General features: G+C 49.1%; 1 protein-coding gene. It reads left to right on the forward strand.

Annotated elements, in window-relative coordinates; genetic code table 11:
• On the forward strand, positions 1-636 hold a 636-nt coding region (locus tag R7Q09_RS26455), incomplete at both ends, for a magnesium transporter (protein ID WP_411913128.1).

A 636-nucleotide genomic window follows, 5' to 3' on the forward strand; every position in this document is an offset into this window, starting at 1 on the left:
ATATTACGGTCGGAACCGCAAAGCAGTTGATGGAACGCTACAGCTACGATACGCCGCAGCAAGTGTACCTGATTAACCGAAACAAACAGTTCCGTGGCGCAGTAAACTATTACGAGATCTTAAGAAGTGATTCAGGCGTGCGTTTGAAAACACTTGAGATTGAAACCGTTACCGTGTTGGACAGCAAAATGACACTGCCAGAGGCGGTAGAGGCGTTAGAGCATAGCGCCCTACCCGCGCTCCCCGTAACAGATGCTGACCAAACTCTCATTGGTGAGGTCGATTGGCAATTTGCATTAAGTACGCAACGAGAAATCTACGAAGCGCGCTTAATGGCCGGTACTGGTATGGATGAAGGCGATGACTTATTTGCGCCAGTACTAAAAAGCTCACAAAAACGTGGCGTGTGGTTGGGCATCAATTTGCTGACTGCAATTTTAGCCTCTGTCACTATCGGACTGTTTGAAGATGTGATTGCTCAAGTGGTGGCTTTGGCCGTGCTCATGCCAATCGTTGCATCGATGGGTGGCATCGCGGGCAGCCAAACGCTCACTCTGATGGTTCGTGCGATGGCGCTTAATCAGATCACCCCAGGTAACCGTTTCAAGCTATTGAAAAATGAACTGGGTATTGGCT

Source organism: Vibrio sp. 2130-1 (assembly GCF_033339515.1).